This window comes from Nocardia sp. NPDC051052 (assembly GCF_044456045.1).
Classification (GTDB): Bacteria; Actinomycetota; Actinomycetes; order Mycobacteriales; family Mycobacteriaceae; genus Nocardia.
The window spans coordinates 445,488-463,852 of sequence record NZ_JBITFL010000005.1; the positions used below are offsets into that span (position 1 = coordinate 445,488).

Below are 18,365 nucleotides of genomic sequence, written 5' to 3' on the forward strand. Positions count from 1 at the left end.
CTGACTCCAAGTGATGAGCCATGGCCCAAAGGAATTAGTTTGGACATCGCCCGCTCCTCACCCGACCTGCCGGACCTATTACTCTTCTCTGTCGACGGTCCGCTTAGGCTGACGGTTCTCGCTGCGATTTGCACAATCTATGTGCAGTCGTAGAATCCTGGGTTTAGCACGGAACACGGATCGGTTGATCCCTGCGATAGTCTAGATATCGACTGGTAGTAAGGGGCTCGCGTCGCGCACGCAGGCGGCGGCGAATATTAATCTAGCCTGCTGACCAGTACGTATAGCACTGCATGAGGCACATAGATCGCAATTCGGTTGGCGCATAACCCGTTGTCCCAGTATCGGCGACGGCCTCGTTGGTACGCCTCGGAGCTGGCAACGGGCTTCGTGCCTTCACAACGAGCGGTTGCTGACCGACAGCGCTGAATGTGCCGTAACGCCCGGATATGCGGGCCTACGGTCGATGTGCTTCTTGGTAGAGCCGCCCTGGGGGCACGAACTGACACCTGCAGTGCTGTTGCTCAGCGCCGGGGCCGTTCATCGGCGATCGCCGCCGACCGGTTGCCGGGAACCCACCGCACGGATCACGATGTCCTGCCCGTCTACCAGTACCGCACGGTTCGTATGCTGGTCCGTTAGGTCCACTTAAATCCCAGCTCAGGCTGGGATTTTTGCTTTCCGGACCGTCATCGCGACGGCCGAACTTCCAACTAATTCACAACTAAGTGACCCGACGGGTTCGGTCTCACTCCTCGCCGCTGACCGCTCTGTCCAGGGCTGCTGCTGCCGCAGTATGCACCCGTCCACGGGCCATGTAATGCCGTTGCGTCATGGCCGGATCCGCGTGGCCGAGCATGTCCGCCGGAGTACTCGATTGTCGAGTTTTACATCCCTTTCGAACAGTGCATCTCCGGGTTGATTCGGCGGAGCATGATGCCAAGCCATTCGGAGTGCTGAAATTCAGGCGGTAGGGTAGCGACCCCGGCTGTGGCCTCTCGTACGGCTTCGGACTCGCGGCCGAGCAATGACAGCACTACACCGCGTTGCACGGCCCAGAACCCCTCTACATACCAATAACCATGCCGAGGCAGGTCGAGGCTGTCGGTGGATTCGGCCGCCTTGTCGGCCCGGCGGAGAGCCCGGACGGCCCTGACGTGGTCGCCCTCCGCTGCAAGCAATTCGGCTTGCTGGTAGCGGTCGTAGGCACCTAGCGCGGGGTGAGCTCTCGGTACCCGAATCGCGGCGTCGGTCACGTCGAGCGCCCGTGCCGTGTCCCCGCGATGCCAAGCCGTATACGCGAGGAAGGACAGGGCGTGTTCGATCAGGGAGGCATCCCCGAATTCTTCGGCGAGCTGTACCGCGTCGGTGAGTGCCTTGTCGGCAAGCACGAAGTTGCCCGCTACATGTTCGAGCCACCCTCGGTATGTGGCAACCTCAGACGCTAAAGAGGCACCCCCGGCAGGAACCAAAGCCCTTGCTGCGCCGTCGATTCCGCGAATCGCTGGTATGACAAGAGCTGTCCCGATCTGGTCTTCAAGACGCCGGGTCCGTTCGAGGATTACCGTAATGTCCTCAAGTGCTGAGCCGCCCGCCGATGACGGGTCAGCGATAGTCGCTGTCAATCGGTCTACGTCCAACGCCGGGTCATTGCCGAGCACGTCACGGTACGCAGCGATCACGGCAGCAGGAACGGGCCGTTTGCCGTTCTCGATCTCGGAAAGGTAGCTGGGGCTGTAGTGGGTCTTTCCTGACATCTGACGCAGCCCGACACCCGCCACCACCCGCAACTCCCGTAGCAGATGGCCGGTCACGTCCGATTCTGCGAACACACGCGAACACTAACCCTGTTCTGTTGGGGATGCATCGAGGTCAGGGTTATTACAAGCCTCGGCTCTGGCATAACAGCTCCTAGGGCCGGGCCACCTAATCCGTGCGATGCCAGCAGGGGGCTTGAATCACGATGAAGAACATTTCGTTCGGGGAGACACCCGTCTCTCGATGCGTCTACTACCGGTTGGTGTGCGGACTCGCCGCCAACATCGACCCGCCCGGCTCCGGACGGATCGCGTTCCTCGCCGGAAGTACCGGTGCGCTGACTATGCCCGGTCCGTTGGGAAGTGTTCTGCGCCAACACATGCAGCGCCACGGCGTCGCGGTCGGTCCGATCGTGGCGCACGTCGGCTCGAACCGGTGGAGCTTCCTGATCCGGCCTGATTTTCCCGATGACGACACCGGACCGTTCAAGGATCTGTTCCGGTTGAACGTAATGATGGTTCGAGAAGGGGTGATCCCGTTGCCGTCGCCGACCGGTGAACCCGGAGGCGGTAGCAGGCGATGGATAGAACTACCACGCAACACGTTTCGTCCCTCGGGCCGTGTTGTCGTGGATGCGATCCGAGGATGTACCGGTATCGATCGGGATTCGCGATCGTTGGCGGTGCATCGTGGCTGATTACGGATGTGGTCCGTGGATCAAGCTGTCGGTGCGCCACGAGGCGCTGTTGTCCATGTTGGAGGTGAAATGACTCCGAAGTGATTGTGTCGCAGCATGATTGCTGTAGCTGGGGGCAGTCTGATCCGGGAGACGCCGGGGAGGGCGGGAAGCAGCCCTGACAAAGCCGGGACGTGTCAGCACTGCCGAATGGTGCGGGTCCGGCAAGCGTGGAACAAAGGTGGACGCAAGGAATCGGTGTGTAAAGCCCCTCAAGTGATCCGTCAGCTCGAAACTCGGTGGATATGGGCTGAATGACGGTGCGCGCCTGCCTGATTCGTCAGGCAGGCAACTCCTCAACCGGGTTGGACATGTCCGGAGGGAGGTCACGGTGAATGTCTGCGGCGTAGCCGTGACGATGCCGCAGGGGCAGAGCCGGCCACCTCCTGTTCTGAATGGATGACAGTGAACGTGGGAACCATCGCGTCTCGCCCATCGAGAGCGACAACCAGTGGGTTTCGGTGGGCAGGCCCGTCGTCGGCTGGTGGGGCGTGGATGGGGCGGAGGCGTCGTAGTAGTCCGAGAACGGGAAAGCCGTTTACATGGCGAAGGACGCCAGTGGATATCGCAGGAAGGGAACTGTAATGGTCGGAGGCACTTGTGAATTCGGGTGAATCATGGCCGGACTTCGATGAAGCCTGGTCGCGAGTACGGCGGATCCAGACCAAACTGCACTGGTGGGCGGTCCGCGACGCGGACCGTATGTTCGATGATCTGCATAATCTTGTGCACGACCCGGCGTTTCTGACACATGCCTGGGAACGGGTACATGGCAACAAAGGCGGCCGGACGGCTGGGGTCGACGGGGTGGTGCCTCGTTCGATCCCGAACGACTCGGTTGCGTTGCTGTCGCGTATTCGAACCGAGTTGAAGGACAGGAGTTTTCGTCCTGATCGGGTTCGGGAAAAGTTGATCCCGAAACCGGGGTATCCGTTGAAGAAACGCCGGTTGGGGATACCGACCGCGGCGGACCGCATCGTTCAGGCGTCGCTGAAGTTGGTGTTAGAGCCGATCTTCGAGGCCGATTTCCAACCCAGCTCCTATGGGTTCCGGCCACGAAGGCGCGCACAGGACGCGATCGCCGAGATTCACATGTTCGGTTCTCAGGGCTATCAATGGGTTCTGGAAGCCGATATCGAGGCGTGTTTCGACCGGATCGACCACACGGCCCTGATGGACCGGATACGTCACCGGGTTACGGACAAACGCGTTCTTGCCCTGGTCAAGTCGTTCCTGAAGGCGGGCATCATGTCCGAGGACGGCTTGGACCGGGACACCCCGACGGGAACCCCGCAAGGCGGCATCCTGTCTCCGCTGCTGGCCAATATTGGCCTGTCCGTGCTGGATGAGCACTACCAGCACAAATGGGACTCCCTCGGTGGGGACACCAAGAAAGCCGCCATGGGCCGACGCGCGTATCTGCGCCGGACCGGGGGCGCGACCTACCGGCTCGTCCGCTACGCGGACGATTTCGTGGTCTTGGTCAACGGTCAGCAACATCACGCCGAACAGGCCAGGACCGAGGTCGCACACATATTGGCACCGATGGGATTACAGCTGTCGGAGCCGAAAACCCGTGTGTTGCATATGGATACAGGGTTCCACTTCCTCGGCTGGCGCATCCAGCGTCGGACGAAGGCAGGCACAACCCGCAAGGTGATCTATACCTATCCGTCGAAGAAGTCGCTGGCTTCGATCATCGGCAAAATCAGGTTTATCACCCGCAGAGCAGGCTCGCCCTACAGGTCGCTCGAAGCGCTCCTCAAACACCCGAACATTACGGTTCGGGGTTGGTGTCTGTATTTCCGACACGGAGTCTCCGCCGCCACCTACCGATACGTCTCCCATTATTTGTGGTGGGCGGTTGTTCGGTGGCTGCGCGCGAGGCATCCGCGCCTGGGTTGGCGAAAGATCAAGCGCCGCTACCAGACCGAGTATCCGGCGAGCCGCCCAGCAGAGAACGGGACTGTGCTCTGTGACCCCTCGACGATCGTGATCGAGCGATACCGATACCGGGGCCACGCGATCCCGACACCGTGGACCGTCCGAGCGACACTACTCGAAACAGGAACACCAGCATGATGTCCATGGAGAGCCCGTTGCGTCGAGAGGCGCACGGCGGGTTCGGCGGGCGGCCACGAGAAACGGACCGGGAGCAATCCCGGCACCGCGCTCGTGGCCGACCCAACCACTGCGCGGTTGGGATGCACAACAAGGAAGGCGAACTGCTCAAGGTCAGATGCCCGTCGGTCTTCTGCACGGGCCTTGTCGCTCTGATCGACGGCAGGATTGCCCCGCATGATGGCACGGTGCCGGGGCACTGCCCGTGGATCGGTACACGGGTAGTGGATGACACCGCCGATTTCGACCCGGACTATGTCGCCAACCTGCGGGCCAAGAGGGAGGCGTGACCGTGGGGACGTTCGAGGAGCTGCGTCAGCGCGTGTTGTTGCAGGCTGGACGCGCCGGATACGGGATACGGCGTCAGCACCGTGCGCCGTACGCTCGGGAGTTGTTCACGGTCAGCGAGCGAGGTCCGGTGACCACGGGGACGCTTCCCCAACTCGAGAACTATTTAGCTGAGCTGCACGCGAACACCATCAGCGATCGGCAATCGCGATGACTGCCGACCGTGTCTCGCCCCATCCGAACGAGCCAGACGTGCGTTTAGCGGTCGTGCTGGACGGGCAACGACTCGACTTCGCGGCGTGCCTCACCTCCGCGTTGTGGTTCCTCCAGGAACAGCGCCTACGGCATTTCGTGGACTCGGTAGACGTAATCCCCGGCGCGGCAACAGGTTTGCCGCGCCTGCCAAACGAACAACTCTACGACGGGCCATAACATGATCTTTCGCCGAACTGACTGGAAAACCTTGCGCCACGATGGCATTCACGTGTCCTACCGCAAGACGAAGGGCGTGTGTGATTGTGAGGGTGAGCCGTGGTTGAACCTGTCGCAATGCGGTGCCGCCCACATCAACGACGATTCCGGGGTGATCGAGTTCGTGTCGTGCCGGTCGCTGTGGTGTGCGCTGGAATGGGTGGCTCTACTCGACGGACGCATCGTGCCCCATATGAACCTGCGGGGCGGCACGTGCGCCTGGTCCGGGCTCTGTGTCGTGGACGACAGAGACAGCCTGCCTGAGGGCTGGATGCAACCTCTCGAGCAAGACCTGAACACCCCACCCCAGGATTGACACACTGGGTGTCGCGGGAACCGCTGACAACCCGACCAGTGCACCCGGCATACGGTTCTGTTCGATTGAATACATGCAGAAGTACCGACCGCCGAAAGGGGAAAGCGTTATGGCTGACGAACAGCTGAGTATGGATCTCGGCGTCGAGCGGACCGAGTGGGGTAAATGGGTAGACCCGGAACGGCGTGCAGCGCAGGTCCAGAAGTTCGTGGACTACGCCGGAATACGTGAGATTCCTTCGGAGCCGTGGCCGGAAGATGATCCAGAAATAGGCAGGATTGACGCTACTGTAGCTGATCTATTTCCGGATATGACTACAGCAATGACACCCAAGAACGCCGATATAGCTGATGCGTTCATCTGCTTTCTCGGTGAGTGCTTCATCAAATTCGCGGGTGCACACTGGGAAGACTACGAATGGTTCGGCCGTGAGAATTCATTCTACGATCATGTGAATCCGATGCTGAAATACGGATTCCACACCGGCGGCGACACCGCTTACGGGTTGATGGAACTCATGATTGAAGACTACGACCCGGCCGACGGCGGAATGTTCTCCGGCATGGCCGAGATGATGCGCGAATTCGCGGAGGAATACGCGGCGTCACGCGACGGCGCGTAGTCGGTCGTTCTAGATCGGCAGTTCACATTCGGGGGTGGGGCTGGCATGCCTGATGAATACGACAAGATTCGAGAGAACTTGAATCCGCCCGAATGTGGAAGAATCTTCGAGAACGGCACCGAAGCGGTCTTTCGTGACCGAGAAAAAGGGTATGTCAGTCATCCGGACCCGTATTCGACGTTGCATGGCCAGAGATACTACGACAAGGCCAGGACTGACGATCTGGGCAAGGTTCATGCCATCGATGACAAGTCGGGCCAGACTGGCAGTAAGAACGATATTCGGGAGTTGAAGAAAGATCGCGAACTTCTCGCGAAACGTGAGATCGAGACGCTTACCGTTCGGACTGTCGCCGGTGAGAAAATGTCGGCGGCTTACGAAAAGCATCTGAACGAGTTACGCAAAGAATTCGGTGCCAGAGTGATTCACGTCGAGATATCTCGGGCGCAGGCGCGTGATGTGTTCGCAAAGGGGCTCGATCGCGAGAAGGACGCACAATAACTCGAATTACCAGGAGTTGCACAGAAGGCGCGCGAACAAAAAGGTGTAGACCTTCAGAAACGCCGGGACAAGCAAGTCGCGCTCGCGAAGGCGCGCGACGCGAGGGAACGGTTCCAGGCGGTGCAAAGATTCAAAGAGGCCACTGCTCGCGGACGGGCGGAAGCACCGCAACGAGTACATGCCGAACGGGCACAGCAGGTGCGAGAGCAAGCCGACCGTGCTAAGACGCGAGAAGCCCCGGAGACCGAGCGTGATCGGGTGACCCGTGAAGCAGCCGAGAAAGCGGTACGGGAATTTCAGGACCGGCTTACGACCGGGCCAACCCCGGCAGGCAAAGCACCCGAGAAGACCGCTCCGGAACGAGAGAAACCCGAAGCCGCACGCGCCAGAGTCGAGCGCGAAGCCGTCGAACGAGTGCTGAGAGAATTCCCGTTTCCGGCACCCGAGAAACCCAGAGAGCGGGAAACCGTCGAGATCGGCGAACGGACTACCCCGGAGCTGGCCGACGCTGCCAGCGTGGAACGCGAAGCCGCGGACAAGGCGCAAGAACAAACCCGCGAGGCGGCGAGAGAGCAAGGCGCTGCCCGAAACGCGGCGTATGAACGGCTACAGGAACAGGGTCGGCTTACGGAAGTGCAACGGCTCCACTGGTTAGGCCAAGCCGCCGATCCGCGTGGGGCGGTGCGGGAACCACCCGGACACGCACCCAGTGTCGAGCGCGGCGGTAGCGGACAAGCGCAGGGCCGTGACCGAGGACAATCCCGGGACCGTTGATGGTTCGCCCGCCGTGCCGGAGCCGGGACGGTGATGTAACCGCCCCGGCTCACCTGCTCATGGGCCGAACCGGTTACATCACCACGGGTCCGCTACCCGTTCCCGGAGTCAGTACCCGCCTGGGGCGTCATAGTCGTCGTCGTCGACCTGCTGCGGCTGCTGCTTCTTCTTCTCCCAGGCTTTGAAGTCCTTTGCCTTCACGCAGTCGGTCAAGGCGGAGAGGTCCTCCGTGTATTTCGAAGCTTTGCACTCCTTAAAGTGATCGCTCTTGGAGCCAGCGGGAGCACCGCTCGCCTGCGTAACGGTCAACACCGATACCGCAGCCAACCCAGCCAGCACGGCACCTACATACTTTCGATACATCCAACCTCCTCTGTCACAGTTACCTCCGGCGCGGCGAAGCGGTTGTTATTCGTTGCCCGAGCGCTTCCGGATGGATGGAAGATCCGCCCAGCGATGCGGGTCGGTTGGACAGGCCCGACCGAGGGTCGACACGGGATCGTTTGATGGGGCGACAGCGAACCAACGATCTCGATTCGCGATCGTTAAACCGAACCACGTAGGGGGTACCGGGGGTGGTGTCTCATAAACGATCGATTTTGAGAGACTCGGCCACGCGGTCTGGACGGCGTGGCCGAGTTCGGGATCCGATCCCGGTCCCACGCGGCAGGGTGCTGACCGTCGCATCGCCTGTGGGTGAGCACTTGGTCAGATTCGCGAAAGATGCTGTGCCGCAATATTTGATGGACCAAGCAGAACAGATGAAGAGAGTTTGGGGAGTCCCCGGAAGTGAGAAGAAAGAAAAGGAAAAACCGGAAACCCAACTGAGAGAACTTGCCGAATTCACCTCTATTGGATCAAGAGCGGCGCGCTACGCGCGCCGCCCAGAGTGCCTGCCCTCCGCTCCGCTCCGGCCAGCACCCTGGTGCGTAACCAGGATGGGAGACCGTATCCACACTCTGTCCCGCGCAGGCACTCAGCGCATCGCTGACCAAGGATCGCGACCTTGACATACGGGCTGCCGCACCCCTTCGGGGCTTGCCATGTGGTCCAGTCGCTGATCGATAGCCGACACCAAAAGTTCACGGTGTGTCGCACATCCGACACGCCGACGGGACGGCTCATCTGCCCCCAACTAACTCCCAACTAAGTCGGCGAACGTCGTCCATGATCGAACGAACATTCGATCGCCGAAAGTCGTCCAGAGTGGATTATCCCCAGCTAGAGGCATGTTTCCTGCGATGCAGGATGGTCCAGGGTTGTCCGTGGTAGTCGTCGTTTTCGGTAATGTGGGGGTCAGGGGTTCGAGTCCCCTTAGCTCCACCATGACGGCCTTACTCGAAACATTGACCGAAAAAACGTCAGTGAGAGTAAGTGAGCCCGAATCGGTAGATCTGCTCAAGAGAGCCTCCGCATCGCGGGGGCTCTCTTGCTGTTGAGGGTCGTTTTCGCCAGTTGGATGGTTCTGCGGGAGCTTCGGACCCCGCCGGCTGGTCGGCCTGCTGGTGGTGGCGTTGTTCTGGCAGTAGGCGCGCCCGGCATCGTGGAGTTCGGCGAACAGCGACGTTTTTTCGTCGGTAACTGCCAGATCGTCGATGTACAGCCGCTCATAGAACGTCTGGTTGAGGTGACGGCGAACGGCGTCGATGCTGTCGCGGTAGAGCGCATAGGGGTCGGCAACCAGGTGGAGGGCATCACGGAGCACGCCAGCGCCGACGGCCAGTTGCTCGCTGCTGTTGGCGAGACCGGCTTCCAGTTGGGCGCGTTTGCTCTGGATCTGCAACAGCCGGGCACGGATTTTGGCTTGGGGCATGGTGTCATGGGCGGCCAAGTCGATCAGCCGATTTTCTTGGGTATCAAGGTCTTTGAGCTGCCGGGTCAGGCTGGTGTGCAGTTCGCGGGTGGCAGTTTGTTCGTTGCTGACAGCCTCTTCCAGCAGGCGGCGGGTGGCGCTCGCGAAATCGGCCGGGAGTTGGAGGGTCTTGTAATGCTCAACGATGGCCGCTTCGACCAGTTCAACCCGCAGGTGTGGCAGGTCGCACAGCCCTTCTTGGCGTGCACGGCAGACGAAATAGGCGTAACTGGTGCCGTCGCGTCCGGTGGGTTGGCTGAAGATCAGGCGTGCCGTGCGTCCGGCATCGTGGCAGCGTTGGCAGAACAGGCCACCCTTGAGGTAGTGCTGGTGGACGCGGTCACGTTGGCTTTGGCTGCTACGGGCGTTGAGCACGTCTTGGACCTGGTCGAATAATTCTTGTCCGACGATGGGTTCGTGCCGACCGGGGTAGAGGCTGCCTTTGTACTCGACGTATCCGGCGTAGTACGGATCACGCAGCATCTGGTGGAATTTGGAGTCGGACACGGGTTGTTCGACTGGCCAGCGGCCAGACGGGCGGTTCGTCAGGCCCAGATCGGCCATGGTGGCTTCCAGCCGTTCAATCGTGTACTCGCCACTGGCGTACAGCTCCCATGCCTTGAGAACCAACGGGGCACGCTTTTCATCGAGTTGGATGGTGTTGATCTGGCGTCCCTCGAAGTCAACCCGAACGTTCAGGTAGCCAAGTTTGGCTCGTCCGATGGTGCCGCCGCTGGTGGCCTTGTTCATCATCTTGATGCGGATGTCCTCGCCGGACAGCCGGTTCTGAATGTCGTTGAAAACGTCGGTGACGGCTTCCATCATCTCGGCGTGAAGCCCCTCGCCGAAATCCTCACGGGCGGAAACCAGCCGGACACCCATCTTCTGGAGCATCCGTTTGGTGATGGCGGCGTCGATGTAGTTACGGAAGGCACGGGAGCGGGAGTAGACGATGACGTACTTGATTCCCGGATGGGCTCTCAAGTAGTCGATCATCTCGTTGAAAACTTTTCGCTTCTCGATGGTCTGGGCCGAGTTGCCTGGTTCCAGGAACTCTCTCTCGATGCGGGCAGGCAGACTCGTAGCCTTGCCGTCAACGGTCTTGCGTTGGGTGGCAATGGAATTGCCGTCCGGGTCGATGTCGATGGCGGTGTCGAGCTGCTTCTTGGTGGAGACGCGAAGGTAGGAAATGGCGAGATCAAGAGTTGCGTCCAGGCCTACAACGGTGTCGAGTACGCGGGTATCTTTCATTCTGGTACCTCCTGAAATGGCGGTCGTGTCAGTAGGTTTGGGGTACGTTAAGGATCAACGGCTACTTCGCTTCTTCGGAGACGTGACGAATGGGATTGGCATTGGTGTGAGGGCTGTGCGGAGCGGAATCCATTCCTGGAGGATGAGACTCGGCCGAGCGTTTGAGCTTGGGGATCTGACGCCTAATCTGACGCCTATTGCGCCGAGTACGTGGACATGTATATGGCTTCGCAGCTGTCCGATAACAGAGGTAAGTGACGGGTCTCTACCTAGCCTTTGTAAGGCTCTTAAGCAGGGTGTCCGGGGTTCAAGTCCCCGCTGGCCCTCCAGATTGAAATCATCCATAAATGATGTAGTAGCAACAGCAGTTTTGACGTTTGACGCCCAAGTTTGACGCCCAATCAACTCATCACCGCTGCTAGCGCCAAGAAGAACTCGACTTACATCGTCGAGTCCTTCTTGTTGCGCGACAGTATTGCCATGTTGGTATATCGACTGCGTTGTACTGATATTGGCATGACCAGCAATGAGTTGAATGTCTCGATCAGGCACATGCAGATCTTTAAGCATGGTGATCGCCATATGTCGCAGGTCATGCAGCCTTGTCCGGCGTATTCCAGCCTTCTCGCGTAACTGATGGAATCGTCGGACAAAATTCCTGGGCCAGATTGGAGTGTTCGCCTCGCTAAGGAACACTAAATCGTCGCCGCTGGTTGGACGTATGGTTCCTGTTTCGCCTGTCGGCAGAACCTCGATCGCGGTGGCTGCGGCATAATGTCTACCTAGTGCTTCCCGAGTCTGTGGCAGCAGCGGCAGATCACGCTTGCCAGCGCTGGTTTTCACCGGACCGAGTTGCAGCTCACCGTGAATCTGCTGGAGTTGTTGTCGAACGTGCAGGGTTTGATGCTTCCAATTTATGTCGCGTTGGCGTAGTCCTAGAACTTCACCACGGCGCATGCCATAGACCATCAATAGCAGGAATGCTGCATATAATGGATCGTTCGCAGCAACTTGCAGGAACCGTGTTCCCTCTGCGACCGTCCACGGTTCGACTGTCTTTGATTGGTTCATCCTTAGCTCAACGAGCCGCGCAACGTTGCGCGTTACTAATTCCTCACGCATGGCGCGGGTGAGCGCGGCACTCAACACGGTTCGGATCAAGCGGACGGTACGAAGTGACTTACCATTAGCCAGTTCATCATTCAGGAGTTTTTGAAGCGTTGTAACTGACAGCCGGGTAAGTGATTGAGATCCACACATCGGTTTTAGGTGTACCCGGATTACTGATTCGTACAGTTCGATGGTTTTCGGTCGCAGTTTGATCGGCGCAATTTCACGCAAATAGTAGTCAAGGTAGTCGCTAATCGTCCACACACGGTCTGGAATTGGAATTCCACGGCTGGTTTTTGCCAGCTGAACAGTCAGCTTGTCACTGGCTTCTTTGGCTGTCTTGCCGTATAGATGTAGCCGTCGTATAGCGCCGTTCGCGGCTGGAAGATACGCCTTGGCTTCCCACCGCCCATCTTTACGGTGAGTAACGGTGCCTTCACCTCGGATGCGACGGCTCATAGCTGGTCTCCAGCGGCGATACGGGATGCCATATAGCGGTCAACTTCGGCGGATGGCACCATGCGACGAGCGCCAATAGTAGCTGTCTTTAGTTGGCGCTTGTGGAGTAGATCGTAAAATTTCGATCTACCGATTCGCATCCGTCCGAAGGCTTCGGCAACGGTTAGATATGGCCCATGTGGGTCTGTATGGGCGTAATTTCCGACCGATTCTGTGACACTGACAATCTGACTATCCAGCCAACCAGCATCAGGAAACTCGCCGTCAGCTAATTTCAGTGCCAGATTGCCGAGGATGCGTAGAGCCTGGCGAGATTCGGCGGAGAGGGAAGCGCTAGCATGGGTGATCCCGGAGGTCTTGCCCGCTGTTGTATTTGTGTGAGGGTGCAGTATGTCGTTCATCGTGCGCCTCCTCTCTTCCAATTTGAATTAGTATTTCGATTGTGCCGCTACGAGTCCGATGGATATTCAAAGGAAACGCCATATAGTTCACATTGCGCCACGAGATAGCCTTCGATCCGGTGAAAGGCTTCGGGTGGGAGTTGTCCATATTTCGCCTGAAGGTACGGGCTGATACTGGGCAATTCGTCGGCTGGTAGCCAGCCAAGCGTGGCAAACATGTCCGTGCAGGACATGTCGAGTGCTTTTGCGATGGCCATAGCGTTATCAACTTGTGGAGTTGCGCTCCGGCCGGTTTCTATTCGCCAATAGGTCGTGTCCTCCATAGAGGCACGACGTGCTACGTCATGCATGCTTAACTTGAGCGCCTGCCGCCGCTCGGTGAGTATTTGTCTAAACTGAATAGGGCCTTGAGAGTTCATTTTTATTTAATATCTCCGTTCAATAAAATAGTACCTAATTCTATTACGCAAAAGCAATAGAGAAATACAATTTCACAACGTGAATTTAATTCATTTGTTTATTTTCGGGCATTCGTCCGGCGCGTTGGGTTGTGTTGGGCCGGTCGGGTGACAGGGAGCGGTTGGCCGCTCAATCTGTCACCCTCCCGGCCCGTTACCGAGGTTGAATCACGCTCATATCGAGCAGGATTCAGCTATCCGGCTGTTCGGCCGCCCCCTTGCGAGTGCGCCGCGTCGGTTGCGCTGCGCTGTCGCTTGGTTCGTCTGCTGGAACGCTTGCCTGGAACAGATTGGCAAGTGCCGCCTGTTTGGCCTTGGCGTCCTGTTCGATGGCGGCGCGCACTTCGTCGGCCTTGGCGATCAGGTGCGGATCGTGTTTGGCGGCTTCAATGTGCGCGTCGATCGCTTTGAGGAACTCCGCGTTCATGGTGCTGCCACGGAGTTGGGCGATCCAGGTCAGTTGAGTGTGCCGGTAGGGGTTCAGGCCCACTGCCAGCTTCTTTTCCTGGCCCTCGGCCTCGTTGGGTTCGGACATTGCTGCCTCCTCGGTGTTGTGCGGCCGGTAAGCACGTGGTGCGCTTACAGGAACGGCCGCATGGCACCGACGAGGCCTGATAACTCATGCCGCTTTCACCTTTTGGGGGTGGGCTGCTTCGATGCGTCTGGCAGCCAATCGCGCAAAATCCGGATTCAGTTCGATCCCGCACCAGTCGCGTGCAAGGTCTTCGGCGGCAACGGCGGTGGTGCCGCTGCCCATGAACGGATCGAGAACCATTCCCGGTTCGCTGGCGCACTCGCAATCGCAGGTTGCACTGGCCGCGGTGCGTAGGGCTCTGCCACCGAGCAGACGCACCACTCGCCTCCGCCACGGGCGCCGGCAATCCGCGCAGCGAACCTCTGGGCATCCGGCCTGGATTGCCTTGCTGGCCAAGCTCAACGGAAACGTGGCGTGGTGCGCGCCGCGAAAGTTCGAGGTTGCCAGCTGCCAGACATCGCCAGGATTCTTGCCGAGTGGATGTCCGATGCGGCCTTCACGCTTCAATACATCGAGCCCGCCAGTGCCGTCACCGTTGGGACCGCGCCAACTCTCCTTGTCTCGTGGTGACATCCGGTAGCTCTTGGGTGCCGCCGTGCGGTGCGGTATGCGGATGGCATCGAGGTCGAAGAAGTACGCCGGTTGCTTGGCCAGCACGTAGACGAATTCGTAGGTACAGGCCAACCGATCACTGACGTTGCTGGGCATCGGGTTTGGCTTGGCCCAGACAATTTTGTTGCGCACGATCCAGCCAGATTCTTGCAGCCGGAGGGCAAGCCGTTCTGGTGCCATCAGCAGACTTTTCCTGGCCGCTCCCTGGCTGGCGTGGGTTGAGTACGTGTCACCAAGGTTCAGCCAGAACGTGCCAGTAGGGACCAGCACGCGGCGAACTTCGTCGCTGACCGCTTCCAGGCTGTTTACCCAGTCGTCAACGTGGCTTTCGAGCCCGATCTGTCCCGCAGCGTCGTAGTTCCGTAGCCGGAAGTACGGCGGACTGGTTAGAACCATGTCGATGCTGTCTGGTGGCAGTTCACGCAGCCGGGCGAGTGCATCCCCCACGAGCAGCCGGTTTCTGAAAGAGACCGTCATAGATTGCCCGCTTCCTGCATGAGGCCAATCAGCTCGTCCGGCGTGATGACGAAGAACAGTTCACTGGGAAGATTTCGGTCTCTGTCGATTGCCTCGCGGAGGGCAACCCGTCGCCGCTCGGCTTTGGCCGGATCCTTGGCCGTCATGCTCCAGACAATCCGAGGGAAGGTGCCTTCGTTCTTGTCCTGTTCGATGCCGCTCCGCCGATACGCCTCGTAGTCGCGACACTTTTTGATCAATCGAGGGATGCTCTCGGTTCCAAGATCAATCTCGATGAACCAGCTGTCCAGGTAGTCGCTGTTCGAGGATTCGGCAGTGTCGGCGTACAGATCTGGCTTGAGCGTCAGTCGTGCGCCACCGATGCCGACATAGCGCCGCCAGGCGGCCGGTTCTACCTGACTGGTGAGCAGTTCCAGCTTGCCCGCACGATGGGCTGTCACCAGTGCGACACTGGCACTGGACACGGCCAAAGTGTGCTTCAGGAAGGTTTCGCTGGGGTCCGTCATATGGCGGCGCATCCGCTGGCCTGATTCGGCCCGTAGCAGGCGTTCACCGTTGGCATCGAGGAAATGCACCAGCCCACTCGAACCGGCCCGGACGCCGCCAACCTGCCGTTCCAGGGTGCCGAGCAGTCGGAGATTGCGGAGGCGGACCAGTACGCGTTGGGCGATCCGCAACCCAGATACCGGGGTCAGTTCGCCGAAGTGCAACGTGTGGATCTGACTCACCGTCAGGAACCGATGCTCGGACACCGATCGCAGGATGGCCCAATCCCGTTCGCCGAGTGAATCACCAATGCCCCAGATGTCACGCCGAACGCTGATCGGTTGAGCGGGTCCGGCCGGATGTGTGGTGCCCGCATGGGCACCATCAGTCGTTACACGAACGAGGGGGAAACGGGGGCTGGACAGGGGAAATGGAGCTGAATGGATCGACGTGACATGGTGAGCCAAGCGGCTATCTTCTTCTACTCCAGCAGGACGGATTTCCACGCGTACCTCCATGCCAATCTCGTTGTTGTTGGGTCTGTTCATGACTGCCTCCGTTTCCGTCGCGCTGAAGTTGATGTGTCACTGGTGGAATCGAGGAATTCGGCGAACCCGGCCTCAATCTCGTCCAGGGGTTGGCCGTACCGTTCGCGGCTATGACGGCGGATCTCCTCTGGATCGCTGGTTTTGGGTGGCGGCGGCAACGTGGAGCCGGATGCCCATGGCTGGAGGCTGTTGTCTCGGATCACGCTGGCGTACACCTGGAAGGCCGGAAGCGAACTGAAATCTTCGGGCGCGAGCACGGACTGTCCAGCAGTGACATCTTTGGCGTCACCAGCCTGGAGCTGGAAAAATACGCGTGACCTCGCATTATTCTTGAATGCTTCAAGCATTTGCTTTGGAAGTTGAGCCTCATGCTGATGGGCGAGATGAAACGCAGCGCGGAGTGACCTGGAAAGTGCCAGCGCTTCGGCGATGTCATCGGAAAATTTTAAGAATTCCTGTACCTCATCGACGTAGACCATGACCGGCGTTCGTGAATTTTCCGGCGCACCAGCCCGTTCAAGGATTGCTTGCCATAACTCGTAAAGCACTGCGGCTGACAGCAATTGGGCTGACTCTGGGCCGATGACGCCCTTCTGAAGCGGTACTAACAGAATTTTCCGCTCGTTGAGTACTTGCCGGATGTTGAACTTCGGATTCCGTTGCGCTAGCACTGATCGAAGCTGTTTGGTCATGAGCGGTCGGAGCTTGTTCGAAAGGGGCGCAACGATACTGGCCGTTGCCTCGGGTGAGAGGCCATCGAACCACTGCCAGAACGGGCCAGCTGCGTAGGGATCTTCCCGTATGACCTGTTGCGTCAAGGAACGGCGAAACCCTGGATTGGTGAGCAGCAGTGGCAGCATCACCAATGAGGCGTCATCGCGTCGCGCCAGCACTTCGAGGCAGTTGCGCAAAATATCTGCCGATCGGTGCCCCAGGCTGTCGCCGTATATAGCTATGAACATGCTGAACAGCGAATCGGCCACCACTTGCGGCGTTCGTCCGCCACGGTGTTTGCCATCCAGCGGATTGATGCCGATTGGCGCACTGTCGAGTGGATCAAGGACTACGACGTCATCCTTGCGGTACTCCGGAATTCGGGCCAAAATGTCCGCTACTAGATCCTTCGGTTCAATCACTACGACGGGCCGACCAGCTTCAAGGTCTCCGACGATCAGATTGAGAAACAGCGAGGATTTTCCGACACCATTGGGACCCATCGTCCAAAGGTGTCTAGTCGCATCAACGACGTTGTAGCCGATAGTTCCTTGCGTACCAGGCGCATTGGCAATGGCGATAGTTCGTTCACCCGACTGCGCTGCCGCAGTTGGACGAACGGGTTTCGGATGCCGGGGCGGCTGACCCGGAAAGACATCGCTGTCGTGGTCGCTGACCGGCCAGGCCAACAAGTGGCTGACCTCCGGCACGCTCAAGTGCTGTGACGGCATGAACAGCGACCAGCTGGAACGGGGAGCGTTGATCCGGCCTGCTTTCTCGTTTACCAACCGCAGGTGAACCCCAGCCGCCTCAACGGTGCCGATGGCAGCTACTAGCCCCATGAGCAACGTCCGGCGCCGTTCTGCAGTGATGGCGTGGACGCCGAGCCGCAAGACAACCTCGAACCCGTGCTGCCCGAGCTTGCGGGTGACTGCTTGGCGGGCATCGGGCTGTCGATTCGACAAGATGCCGTGCAGCAGTTTGCTGGTGACGGATTGGTGATCCTGCGTTAGCTCCGCTGGTGGCAATGACGGCTGGCGGCGTGGGCCGATGATGGCCTGGATTACCAGCCGCTCATTTTTCTTGACTGCCGTAAGTGCACTCAAAATTGAGCGGTGCGAAGCTACCGAGTCAACTGGCTCGATGGCGCGCACCGTCGTCGTCAGCTTCAGGCGGCGGGCGGTGCTGACAGAGTTGCGCTCGGTCGGGTCGAAGTTGGTGACGATACTGCCGCCAACCAACTGTTCAATGCTGCGCCGCACTGCCAGGGCATGCCGCAATTGGCTGCCGATCAGGTACTCGACACCGGTGACATCGGCTCGCGCTTCGAGCACCAGTTGAGGCGCGTGTTTCTGTGCTGCCCAGTTCCGCAGGAGGCCAATGGCATCCGCTTCTTTGAAAGGCTGCGGCCAGTGCGATTGTTGCCAAACCAGCGAATCCGCAGTGAGGGAAGTTTGGTCAGGCGTCATGATCGGCATCCTGACTGGGTTTCTGATTGGCGGTATCTTCCTGCGCCGCTGCTGCTTCGGCGGTTTCCTCTGCTTCGGATTTTTCGCGTTCTGCGTCAACCAATGCCATCGCAATAATGGCGCGGCTAAGCTTGCGCAGATCGGGTGGATCGCGCCGAACGCTGCGAACGGTGATATGCCGCTCCGGTCGTGTTGGGCTGTTGCGCCCTTTTTCCGGGCGGCGGTAGTTATAGCGTCCTGTTTTTGACATAATTAGAGCCCTCCATGAATTCGTTAATTGTTGTTAGAGGTTACGATTCCGCCCAGTTGGGCGGTTCTGGCTCACTGCGTCAGCGCAATGAACTGCGATTCACTATGTATTGCATTGATGCAATCAGCAATGATGTTTGCTGATTTCACAACACCG

Annotated in this window: 19 protein-coding genes; 8 read left to right on the plus strand and 11 right to left on the minus strand. The window is 59.1% G+C overall.

The window, feature by feature from the left end; all coding sequences use genetic code 11:
- Nucleotides 1-887: 887 nt before the first annotated feature.
- A complete protein-coding gene (locus tag ACIBCN_RS19805) occupies nucleotides 888-1,832 on the minus strand; it encodes a helix-turn-helix domain-containing protein (protein WP_396993026.1) in 945 nt (314 codons plus the stop codon).
- A gap of 131 nt (nucleotides 1,833-1,963) precedes the next feature.
- On the opposite strand from ACIBCN_RS19805, the gene ACIBCN_RS19810 reads away from it, so the two are divergent.
- From ACIBCN_RS19810 to ACIBCN_RS19845, 8 genes are all read left to right on the plus strand, one after another.
- On the plus strand, nucleotides 1,964-2,455 hold the full coding sequence (locus ACIBCN_RS19810) for a DNA-directed RNA polymerase subunit beta (protein WP_396993027.1): 492 nt from the start codon (nucleotides 1,964-1,966) through the stop codon (nucleotides 2,453-2,455).
- Nucleotides 2,456-3,094: 639 nt separating this feature from the next.
- The gene (gene ltrA, locus ACIBCN_RS19815; RefSeq protein ID WP_396993028.1) at nucleotides 3,095-4,576 is read left to right on the plus strand and encodes a group II intron reverse transcriptase/maturase; all 1,482 of its coding nucleotides are present in this window, start codon (nucleotides 3,095-3,097) and stop codon (nucleotides 4,574-4,576) included.
- Nucleotides 4,577-4,581: 5 nt separating this feature from the next.
- The gene (locus tag ACIBCN_RS19820) at nucleotides 4,582-4,905 is read left to right on the plus strand and encodes a hypothetical protein (RefSeq protein WP_396993029.1); all 324 of its coding nucleotides are present in this window, start codon (nucleotides 4,582-4,584) and stop codon (nucleotides 4,903-4,905) included.
- 2 nt (nucleotides 4,906-4,907) lie between these two features.
- Nucleotides 4,908-5,117, plus strand: a complete 210-nt coding sequence (locus ACIBCN_RS19825; RefSeq protein WP_396993030.1) for a hypothetical protein — start codon at nucleotides 4,908-4,910, stop codon at nucleotides 5,115-5,117.
- A gap of 38 nt (nucleotides 5,118-5,155) precedes the next feature.
- Nucleotides 5,156-5,335: a hypothetical protein gene (locus ACIBCN_RS19830; RefSeq protein WP_396993031.1), complete on the plus strand. Its 180-nt coding sequence runs from the start codon at nucleotides 5,156-5,158 to the stop codon at nucleotides 5,333-5,335.
- A 1-nt stretch (nucleotide 5,336) separates the two neighbouring features.
- Nucleotides 5,337-5,690, plus strand: coding sequence for a hypothetical protein (locus ACIBCN_RS19835; protein WP_396993032.1), 354 nt, complete (start codon nucleotides 5,337-5,339; stop codon nucleotides 5,688-5,690).
- 109 nt (nucleotides 5,691-5,799) lie between these two features.
- A complete protein-coding gene (locus ACIBCN_RS19840; protein ID WP_396993033.1) occupies nucleotides 5,800-6,312 on the plus strand; it encodes a hypothetical protein in 513 nt (170 codons plus the stop codon).
- A 45-nt stretch (nucleotides 6,313-6,357) separates the two neighbouring features.
- Nucleotides 6,358-6,813 carry a hypothetical protein gene (locus ACIBCN_RS19845; RefSeq protein ID WP_396993034.1) on the plus strand — a complete coding sequence of 152 codons (456 nt, stop codon included), beginning with the start codon at nucleotides 6,358-6,360 and terminating at the stop codon, nucleotides 6,811-6,813.
- 882 nt (nucleotides 6,814-7,695) lie between these two features.
- Here ACIBCN_RS19845 and ACIBCN_RS19850 read toward each other — a convergent pair.
- The 10 genes from ACIBCN_RS19850 to ACIBCN_RS19895 all read right to left on the minus strand — a co-directional run bounded on the left by ACIBCN_RS19850 (nucleotide 7,696) and on the right by ACIBCN_RS19895 (nucleotide 18,209).
- Nucleotides 7,696-7,950 carry a hypothetical protein gene (locus ACIBCN_RS19850; protein ID WP_396993035.1) on the minus strand — a complete coding sequence of 85 codons (255 nt, stop codon included), beginning with the start codon at nucleotides 7,948-7,950 and terminating at the stop codon, nucleotides 7,696-7,698.
- A gap of 772 nt (nucleotides 7,951-8,722) precedes the next feature.
- The gene (locus ACIBCN_RS19855; RefSeq protein WP_396993036.1) at nucleotides 8,723-10,690 is read right to left on the minus strand and encodes a recombinase family protein; all 1,968 of its coding nucleotides are present in this window, start codon (nucleotides 10,688-10,690) and stop codon (nucleotides 8,723-8,725) included.
- A 54-nt stretch (nucleotides 10,691-10,744) separates the two neighbouring features.
- Nucleotides 10,745-12,259, minus strand: a complete 1,515-nt coding sequence (gene xerC, locus ACIBCN_RS19860; RefSeq protein WP_396993037.1) for a tyrosine recombinase XerC — start codon at nucleotides 12,257-12,259, stop codon at nucleotides 10,745-10,747.
- On the minus strand, nucleotides 12,256-12,660 hold the full coding sequence (locus tag ACIBCN_RS19865) for an excisionase family DNA-binding protein (protein ID WP_396993038.1): 405 nt from the start codon (nucleotides 12,658-12,660) through the stop codon (nucleotides 12,256-12,258). The genes xerC and ACIBCN_RS19865 overlap by 4 nt, the downstream gene beginning before the upstream one ends.
- 47 nt (nucleotides 12,661-12,707) lie before the next feature.
- Nucleotides 12,708-13,079, minus strand: a complete 372-nt coding sequence (locus ACIBCN_RS19870) for a helix-turn-helix domain-containing protein (RefSeq protein ID WP_396993039.1) — start codon at nucleotides 13,077-13,079, stop codon at nucleotides 12,708-12,710.
- A gap of 229 nt (nucleotides 13,080-13,308) precedes the next feature.
- Nucleotides 13,309-13,653, minus strand: a complete 345-nt coding sequence (locus ACIBCN_RS19875; RefSeq protein ID WP_396993040.1) for a hypothetical protein — start codon at nucleotides 13,651-13,653, stop codon at nucleotides 13,309-13,311.
- Nucleotides 13,654-13,737: 84 nt separating this feature from the next.
- Nucleotides 13,738-14,742: a DNA-methyltransferase gene (locus ACIBCN_RS19880; protein ID WP_396993041.1), complete on the minus strand. Its 1,005-nt coding sequence runs from the start codon at nucleotides 14,740-14,742 to the stop codon at nucleotides 13,738-13,740.
- Nucleotides 14,739-15,776: a replication-relaxation family protein gene (locus ACIBCN_RS19885; protein WP_396993042.1), complete on the minus strand. Its 1,038-nt coding sequence runs from the start codon at nucleotides 15,774-15,776 to the stop codon at nucleotides 14,739-14,741. The genes ACIBCN_RS19880 and ACIBCN_RS19885 overlap by 4 nt, the downstream gene beginning before the upstream one ends.
- Nucleotides 15,773-17,959: a type IV secretory system conjugative DNA transfer family protein gene (locus ACIBCN_RS19890; RefSeq protein ID WP_396993043.1), complete on the minus strand. Its 2,187-nt coding sequence runs from the start codon at nucleotides 17,957-17,959 to the stop codon at nucleotides 15,773-15,775. The genes ACIBCN_RS19885 and ACIBCN_RS19890 overlap by 4 nt, the downstream gene beginning before the upstream one ends.
- Entirely contained in the window at nucleotides 17,949-18,209 is a 261-nt protein-coding gene (locus ACIBCN_RS19895) for a hypothetical protein (RefSeq protein ID WP_396993044.1), read from the minus strand. The genes ACIBCN_RS19890 and ACIBCN_RS19895 overlap by 11 nt, the downstream gene beginning before the upstream one ends.
- Between the last annotated feature and the right edge of the window lie 156 nt (nucleotides 18,210-18,365).

Coding starts and splice junctions, on each gene's coding strand:
- ACIBCN_RS19810 (WP_396993027.1), top strand. CDS start 1,964: ATGAAGAACATTTCGTTCGGGGAGACACCCGTCTCTCGATGCGTCTAC.
- ACIBCN_RS19820 (WP_396993029.1), top strand. CDS start 4,582: ATGGAGAGCCCGTTGCGTCGAGAGGCGCACGGCGGGTTCGGCGGGCGG.
- ACIBCN_RS19835 (WP_396993032.1), top strand. CDS start 5,337: ATGATCTTTCGCCGAACTGACTGGAAAACCTTGCGCCACGATGGCATT.
- ACIBCN_RS19840 (WP_396993033.1), top strand. CDS start 5,800: ATGGCTGACGAACAGCTGAGTATGGATCTCGGCGTCGAGCGGACCGAG.
- ACIBCN_RS19845 (WP_396993034.1), top strand. CDS start 6,358: ATGCCTGATGAATACGACAAGATTCGAGAGAACTTGAATCCGCCCGAA.
- ACIBCN_RS19850 (WP_396993035.1), bottom strand. CDS start 7,950: ATGTATCGAAAGTATGTAGGTGCCGTGCTGGCTGGGTTGGCTGCGGTA.
- ACIBCN_RS19855 (WP_396993036.1), bottom strand. CDS start 10,690: ATGAAAGATACCCGCGTACTCGACACCGTTGTAGGCCTGGACGCAACT.
- xerC (WP_396993037.1), bottom strand. CDS start 12,259: ATGAGCCGTCGCATCCGAGGTGAAGGCACCGTTACTCACCGTAAAGAT.
- ACIBCN_RS19865 (WP_396993038.1), bottom strand. CDS start 12,660: ATGAACGACATACTGCACCCTCACACAAATACAACAGCGGGCAAGACC.
- ACIBCN_RS19870 (WP_396993039.1), bottom strand. CDS start 13,079: ATGAACTCTCAAGGCCCTATTCAGTTTAGACAAATACTCACCGAGCGG.
- ACIBCN_RS19875 (WP_396993040.1), bottom strand. CDS start 13,653: ATGTCCGAACCCAACGAGGCCGAGGGCCAGGAAAAGAAGCTGGCAGTG.
- ACIBCN_RS19880 (WP_396993041.1), bottom strand. CDS start 14,742: ATGACGGTCTCTTTCAGAAACCGGCTGCTCGTGGGGGATGCACTCGCC.
- ACIBCN_RS19885 (WP_396993042.1), bottom strand. CDS start 15,776: ATGAACAGACCCAACAACAACGAGATTGGCATGGAGGTACGCGTGGAA.
- ACIBCN_RS19890 (WP_396993043.1), bottom strand. CDS start 17,959: ATGACGCCTGACCAAACTTCCCTCACTGCGGATTCGCTGGTTTGGCAA.
- ACIBCN_RS19895 (WP_396993044.1), bottom strand. CDS start 18,209: ATGTCAAAAACAGGACGCTATAACTACCGCCGCCCGGAAAAAGGGCGC.